General features: G+C 70.5%; 7 protein-coding genes. 2 read left to right on the forward strand and 5 right to left on the reverse strand.

Annotation, left to right across the window (positions count from 1 at the left end):
• Positions 1-125: 125 nt before the first annotated feature.
• Positions 126-1,901: an acetyl/propionyl/methylcrotonyl-CoA carboxylase subunit alpha gene (locus tag CA983_RS39470; protein ID WP_086605518.1), complete on the reverse strand. Its 1,776-nt coding sequence runs from the start codon at positions 1,899-1,901 to the stop codon at positions 126-128.
• Positions 1,902-2,260: 359 nt separating this feature from the next.
• Here CA983_RS39470 and CA983_RS39475 point away from each other — a divergent pair, with 359 nt between their 5' ends.
• Positions 2,261-2,722: a hypothetical protein gene (locus CA983_RS39475; protein WP_244207293.1), complete on the forward strand. Its 462-nt coding sequence runs from the start codon at positions 2,261-2,263 to the stop codon at positions 2,720-2,722.
• Here the strand turns inward: CA983_RS39475 and CA983_RS39480 are convergent.
• From CA983_RS39480 to CA983_RS39495, 4 genes are all read right to left on the reverse strand, one after another.
• Entirely contained in the window at positions 2,691-3,311 is a 621-nt protein-coding gene (locus CA983_RS39480) for a Maf family protein (RefSeq protein WP_086605519.1), read from the reverse strand. The genes CA983_RS39475 and CA983_RS39480 overlap by 32 nt on opposite strands.
• A 32-nt stretch (positions 3,312-3,343) precedes the next feature.
• Complete coding sequence (gene mmpB / locus CA983_RS39485; protein WP_086605520.1) at positions 3,344-3,472, reverse strand: morphogenic membrane protein MmpB; 129 nt, start codon at positions 3,470-3,472, stop codon at positions 3,344-3,346.
• A gap of 78 nt (positions 3,473-3,550) precedes the next feature.
• On the reverse strand, positions 3,551-3,760 hold the full coding sequence (locus tag CA983_RS39490; RefSeq protein ID WP_086605521.1) for an acyl-CoA carboxylase epsilon subunit: 210 nt from the start codon (positions 3,758-3,760) through the stop codon (positions 3,551-3,553).
• A gap of 23 nt (positions 3,761-3,783) precedes the next feature.
• Positions 3,784-5,397, reverse strand: coding sequence for an acyl-CoA carboxylase subunit beta (locus tag CA983_RS39495; protein WP_086605522.1), 1,614 nt, complete (start codon positions 5,395-5,397; stop codon positions 3,784-3,786).
• Between the two features lie 110 nt (positions 5,398-5,507).
• Here CA983_RS39495 and CA983_RS39500 point away from each other — a divergent pair.
• Positions 5,508-5,974 (forward strand): biotin--[acetyl-CoA-carboxylase] ligase (locus CA983_RS39500; RefSeq protein ID WP_086605524.1); only part of this gene is annotated, 467 nt, incomplete at its 3' end.

Here is a 5,974-nt window from a genome sequence, read left to right on the forward strand (position 1 = left end):
CCCTCCCCCAAGCTCTCGGCTTCGCTCGAGCAGGGGACCCCCATCGCCCTTTGCGGCACGATTGCCCGCAGCGGCGGTAGCTGGGGCGGGTAGGCGCTGAGCGCGCCCACCCGCCCGTGTTCGCCTCAGTCCTTGATCTCGCAGATCGCCGCGCCCGACGTCACCGACGCGCCGATTTCCGCGCTGAGGCCCTTGATCGTGCCGGACTTGTGGGCGTTCAGGGGCTGTTCCATCTTCATGGCCTCGAGGACGACGACCAGGTCGCCCTCCTTGACCTCCTGGCCCTCCTCCACCGCGACCTTGACGATGGTGCCCTGCATCGGGGAGGCCAGGGTGTCGCCGGAGGCGACGGGGCCCGACTTCTTCGCCGCGCGGCGCTTGGGCTTGGCCCCGGCTGCCAGGCCCGTGCGGGCCAGGGACATGCCCAGGGACACCGGGAGCGAGACCTCCAGGCGCTTGCCGCCGACCTCGACGACCACCGTCTCGCGACCCGGCTCCTCGTCCGCGTCCAAGGCGTCCGCAGGCGCCGCGAACGGCTTGATCTCGTTGACGAACTCCGTCTCGATCCAGCGGGTGTGGACCGTGAACGGCCCGTCCTGACCGTGCACCTCGGGTGCGAACGCCGGGTCCCGCACCACCGCACGGTGGAACGGGATCGCCGTCGCCATGCCCTCGACCTGGAACTCCTCCAGAGCACGGGCGGCCCGCTCCAGCGCCTCCTTGCGCGTGCGGCCGGTGACGATCAGCTTGGCCAGCAGGGAGTCCCACGCCGGGCCGATGACCGACCCGGACTCCACGCCCGCGTCCAGCCGCACGCCCGGGCCGGACGGCGGGGCGAACGTCGTGACCGTGCCGGGAGCAGGCAGGAAGTTGCGGCCGGGGTCCTCGCCGTTGATGCGGAACTCGAAGGAGTGCCCCCGCAGCGCCGGGTCGTCGTAGCCGAGTTCCTCGCCGTCGGCGATGCGGAACATCTCGCGGACGAGGTCGATGCCGGCGACCTCTTCGGTGACCGGGTGCTCCACCTGGAGACGGGTGTTGACCTCCAGGAAGGAGATCGTGCCGTCGTTGCCGACGAGGAACTCGACCGTGCCGGCGCCGACGTAGCCGGCCTCCTTCAGGATGGCCTTCGACGAGCGGTACAGCTCCTCCACCTGCGCGTCGGACAGGAAGGGCGCGGGGGCCTCCTCGACCAGCTTCTGGTGCCGGCGCTGGAGGGAGCAGTCACGCGTGGAGACCACGACCACGTTGCCGTGCTGGTCGGCGAGGCACTGGGTCTCCACGTGGCGGGGCTTGTCGAGGTAGCGCTCGACGAAGCACTCGCCCCGGCCGAAGGCCGCCACGGCCTCGCGCACGGCCGAGTCGTACAGCTCCGGGACCTCTTCCAGCGTGCGCGCGACCTTCAGGCCGCGGCCGCCGCCACCGAACGCCGCCTTGATGGCGATCGGCAGCCCGTGCTCCTCGGCGAAGGCGACGACCTCCCCCGCACCGGACACCGGGTCGGGCGTGCCCGCCACCAGGGGGGCGCCCGCGCGCTGCGCGATGTGCCGGGCGGCGACCTTGTCGCCCAGGTCGCGGATCGCCTGCGGGGGCGGGCCGATCCAGATCAGGCCCGCGTCCAGGACCGCCTGCGCGAACTCCGCGTTCTCGGAGAGGAAGCCGTAGCCGGGGTGGATCGCGTCCGCGCCCGACTCGCGCGCGGCCTTCAGCACCTTCTCGATGTCGAGGTAGCTGGTGCCCGGCGTGTCACCGCCCAGGGCGAACGCCTCATCCGCGGCGCGGACATGCAGAGCGTCCCGGTCCGGGTCGGCGTAGACGGCCACGCTCTTGATGCCGGCATCCCGGCAGGCCCGGGCCACGCGGACAGCGATTTCGCCACGGTTGGCGATGAGCACCTTGCGCACGATGAGGCTCCCTCCTTGAAACAAGCCGAGTTTAGGGACTGCCGACACGACACTTCGACCCGTCCCCAGTGGTGAGCTTGCCCACACGGAGCGTGATGCGAGGCTCGCTCGACCCGCGAAATCCCTTGTCGCACCGCGGTACGCAGTACTTCTCCGGCAAACCCTAGCCCTCCCTTGTGGTCAAGGTCTCTGTCATCACGTGCTGCGGGCCACTCGGTTTCTTTGTGGAGTCCCTACGAATGGCCCAATGATTCTTTGCCCGCCGCAGAACCCTTGTCCCAGGGTTTACTCGTTAGTAGCGTTCGCGATGTACCGAACGTACTAGCGGTAAGTGGGTGGACCCGGTGGTGCGCAGGCCGGTGGCGTGGGTCGTTGCGGTGGTGCTGTTCGTCGAGGCGTTCGGCATCGCCGCGCTGAACTGGTTCCTCGGCATCGCCGTCGACCGGCAGGACATGTCCCTGGCCGGACTCGACCCGCACATGATGTCCGTGTCGTCGAAGATCGGCGGGATCGTCTTCGGCCTCTACTTCGCGCTGTGCGGCCTGGTCGCCCTGCTGGTGGCGGTGCGGGACCGGCCCGCGGCGGGGTTCGGGCGGGTGCTGCTGGTCAGCGCGGCGGTCGTGCACGGGCTGCTCGGCGCGTTCACCTGGGGACTCGTCGGCCCGCCCGCGTTCCTGTTCATGATGCTGGTGCTCGGCCTGATCGTGCTGCTGCTGATGACCTACGACCGTGCCGCCGAGCCCGCCGACACCGCGCCCCAGGGCGGGACGGACGGCGGCGGGACCCCGGTCACTTCTCCGCCGGCGCCCACAACTCCGTGATGCCGACGCCCAGGTCGGCGAGCAGTCGCCGTACGAGGGGCAGGCTGAGGCCGATCACGTTGCCGTGGTCGCCGTCGATGCCGTCGATGAACGGGGCCGAGCGGCCGTCCAGCGTGAACGCCCCGGCGACGTAGAGGGGTTCGCCGGAGGCGACGTAGGCGGCGATCTCCTCGTCCGTGGGCTCGCCGAAGTGGACGACGGTGGACGCGGTGGCAGAGGCGTAGCGGCCGGAGAGCGTGTCGTAGACGCAGTGGCCGGTCTGGAGCGTTCCGGCGCGTCCGCGCATCGCCTTCCAGCGGGCGGTGGCCTCCTCGGCGTCCTCGGGCTTGCCGAGGGCCTGGCCGTCCAGGTCGAGCACCGAGTCGCAGCCGATCACGAGCGCGCCCTTGGCCTCCGGCCGGGCCGCCACGACGGAGGCCTTCGCCTCGGCCAGGGCGAGCGCCAGCTCGGCGGGGGTGGGAGCGGTGACGGCGTCCTCGTCGACGCCGCTCACGATCACCTCGGGGGCGAAACCGGCCTGGCGGAGCAGCCCGAGCCGGGCGGGGGACTGGGAGGCGAGGACGAGTCGGCGGCGCGGCTGATCTGTCATGCGTTCAGCGTATCGGCGTCACCTGTCGCGTCTCACCTGACGCCGATCACGATCATCGCCAGCACCATGGCCAACGCCATGAAAACGCCCAGCCGCCGAAGCATGTCCTGCGTGTCCCGCAGCTCTTTCGGCGGTTCGTTCTCGGGGTCGGACCACAGCATGCCTTCCATGGTCGGACGGGAGGTGGGGGCGGCGCCTGAGTACGAGTACTCAAGTTGTCCGGCCCCCACCCCTACGGGTCAGCCCGGCCAGTACGTGCGACCCCATGCCGCCGGCCCCGGCTGGGGCAGGCGGTGAGCCGCGATGCGGGACGGGTCGGACCAGGAGTCGCGGGTGTCCGGCGCGCCGGGCGGCGTTGCGGCCGCCGCCGCGGCGCGGGCCCTGACCACCGCCAGTGCGGCGGCCAGCTCCTCGGGGGTCGGGTTGCCCCGTACGACCTTGATCGTCATGTGGGCCTCCTGGATCGCTGGGGCTAGAGGGGAATGTTGCCGTGCTTCTTCGGAGGCAGGGATTCCCGCTTCGTCCGCAGTTGACGCAGGCCCCGTACGACGTGCCGGCGGGTGTCGGACGGCATGATCACCGCGTCGATGTAGCCGCGCTCGGCCGCGACGTAGGGGTTGAGGAGGGCGTCCTCGTACTCCTGGATCAGCCGGGCGCGGACCGCCTCGGCGTTCTCGGCGTTCTCGCCGTTCGCCTCGGCCTCGGCGATCGTGCGGCGGTGCAGGATGTTGACCGCGCCCTGGGCGCCCATGACGGCGATCTGGGCCGTGGGCCAGGCGAGGTTGAGATCGGCACCCAGGTGCTTGGAACCCATGACGTCGTAGGCGCCGCCGAAGGCCTTGCGGGTGATGACGGTGATGAGCGGGACGGTCGCCTCGGCGTAGGCGTAGATCAGCTTGGCGCCGCGCCGGATGATGCCGTCGTGCTCCTGGTCGACGCCGGGCAGGAAGCCGGGGACGTCGACGAAGGTGATGACCGGCACGTTGAAGGCGTCGCAGGTCCGCACGAAGCGGGCCGCCTTCTCGCTGGCCTTGATGTCCAGGCACCCGGCGAACTGCATCGGCTGGTTGGCGACGATGCCGACCGGCCGGCCCTCCACCCGTCCGAAGCCGGTGACGATGTTCGGCGCGTACAGCGGCTGCGTCTCGAAGAACTCGGCGTCGTCCAGGACGTGCTCGATCACCGCGTGCATGTCGTACGGCTGGTTCGCGCTGTCCGGGACGATCACGTCCAGCTCGCGGTCCTCGTCGGTGACCTCGAGGTCGGCCTCCTCGGGGAAGGCCGGCGGCTCGGAGAGGTTGTTCGACGGCAGGTAGGACAGGAGCTGCTTGATGTACTCGATGGCGTCCTTCTCGTCGCCCGCCATGTGGTGGGCGACGCCGGACGTCGAGTTGTGGGTCCTGGCTCCGCCCAGCTCCTCGAAGCCGACGTCCTCGCCGGTGACGGTCTTGATGACGTCGGGCCCGGTGATGAACATGTGCGAGGTCTGGTCGACCATCACCGTGAAGTCGGTGATGGCGGGGGAGTAGACGGCCCCGCCCGCGCACGGGCCGACGACCAGGCTGATCTGCGGGATGACACCCGACGCGTGGGTGTTGCGGCGGAAGATCTCGCCGTAGGCACCGAGGGAGGCGACGCCCTCCTGGATCCGGGCGCCGCCGGAGTCGTTGATGCCGATGACCGGGCAGCCGGTCTTCAGGGCGAAGTCCATGACCTTGACGATCTTCTGCCCGTAGACCTCGCCGAGGGCCCCGCCGAAGACGGTGAAGTCCTGGGAGAACACGGCGACGGGGCGGCCGTCGACGGTGCCGTAACCGGTGACGACCCCGTCCCCGTACGGCCGGTTCTTGTCGAGGCCGAAGTTGGTGGAACGGTGCCGGGCGAACTCGTCGAGTTCGACGAAGGAACCCTCGTCGAGCAGGAGATCGATCCGCTCACGGGCCGTCAGCTTGCCCTTGGCGTGCTGCTTCTCGACGGCGCGTGCGGAGCCGGCGTGCGTCGCTTCTTCGATGCGGCGCTGGAGATCCGCGAGCTTGCCCGCGGTCGTGTGAATGTCGGGCTGCTGCAACTCTTCCGGCTCGGACATCGGGATGTGGCTCCCTGCCTGCTCAAAAGGGGGGACGGTTACTCATCCGTAGACTAGTGGGGTGCCTCCGCATCGGCAGTGCGGCGTTTACCACACCTAGGGTGGCTTGCATGACGCCGCGAGATGCATCAGAGCCGAACGGTAGCCGTTGGTCGGACCTGGACCGTCCGCCCCTCAACATCACCGCCCTGCGCCGGGGTCTGGTGCACGAGGGCGGGCTGTGGTCCGAGGTGGACGTTGTGCAGCGCACCGGCTCCACGAACTCCGACCTGGTGGCCCGGGCGGCCGAGGGCAGGGCCGCCGAGGGCGCGGTGCTCGTCGCCGAGGAGCAGACGGCCGGGCGCGGGCGTCTCGACCGGCAGTGGACGGCGCCTCCCCGCTCCGGCCTGTTCTTCTCCGTGCTGCTCACTCCGAGCGAGGTGCCGGTGGAGCGGTGGGGGTGGCTGCCGCTGCTCACGGGTGTCGCGGTGGCGACGGGGCTGTCGCGGGCGGCGGGCGTCGACACGGCGCTGAAGTGGCCGAACGACCTGCTGGTCACCGTGCGGGGCGAGGAGCGCAAGGCCGGGGGGATCCTGGC

Source organism: Streptomyces swartbergensis (assembly GCF_002148965.1).
In the GTDB taxonomy this organism is placed as follows: Bacteria; Actinomycetota; Actinomycetes; order Streptomycetales; family Streptomycetaceae; genus Streptomyces; species Streptomyces swartbergensis.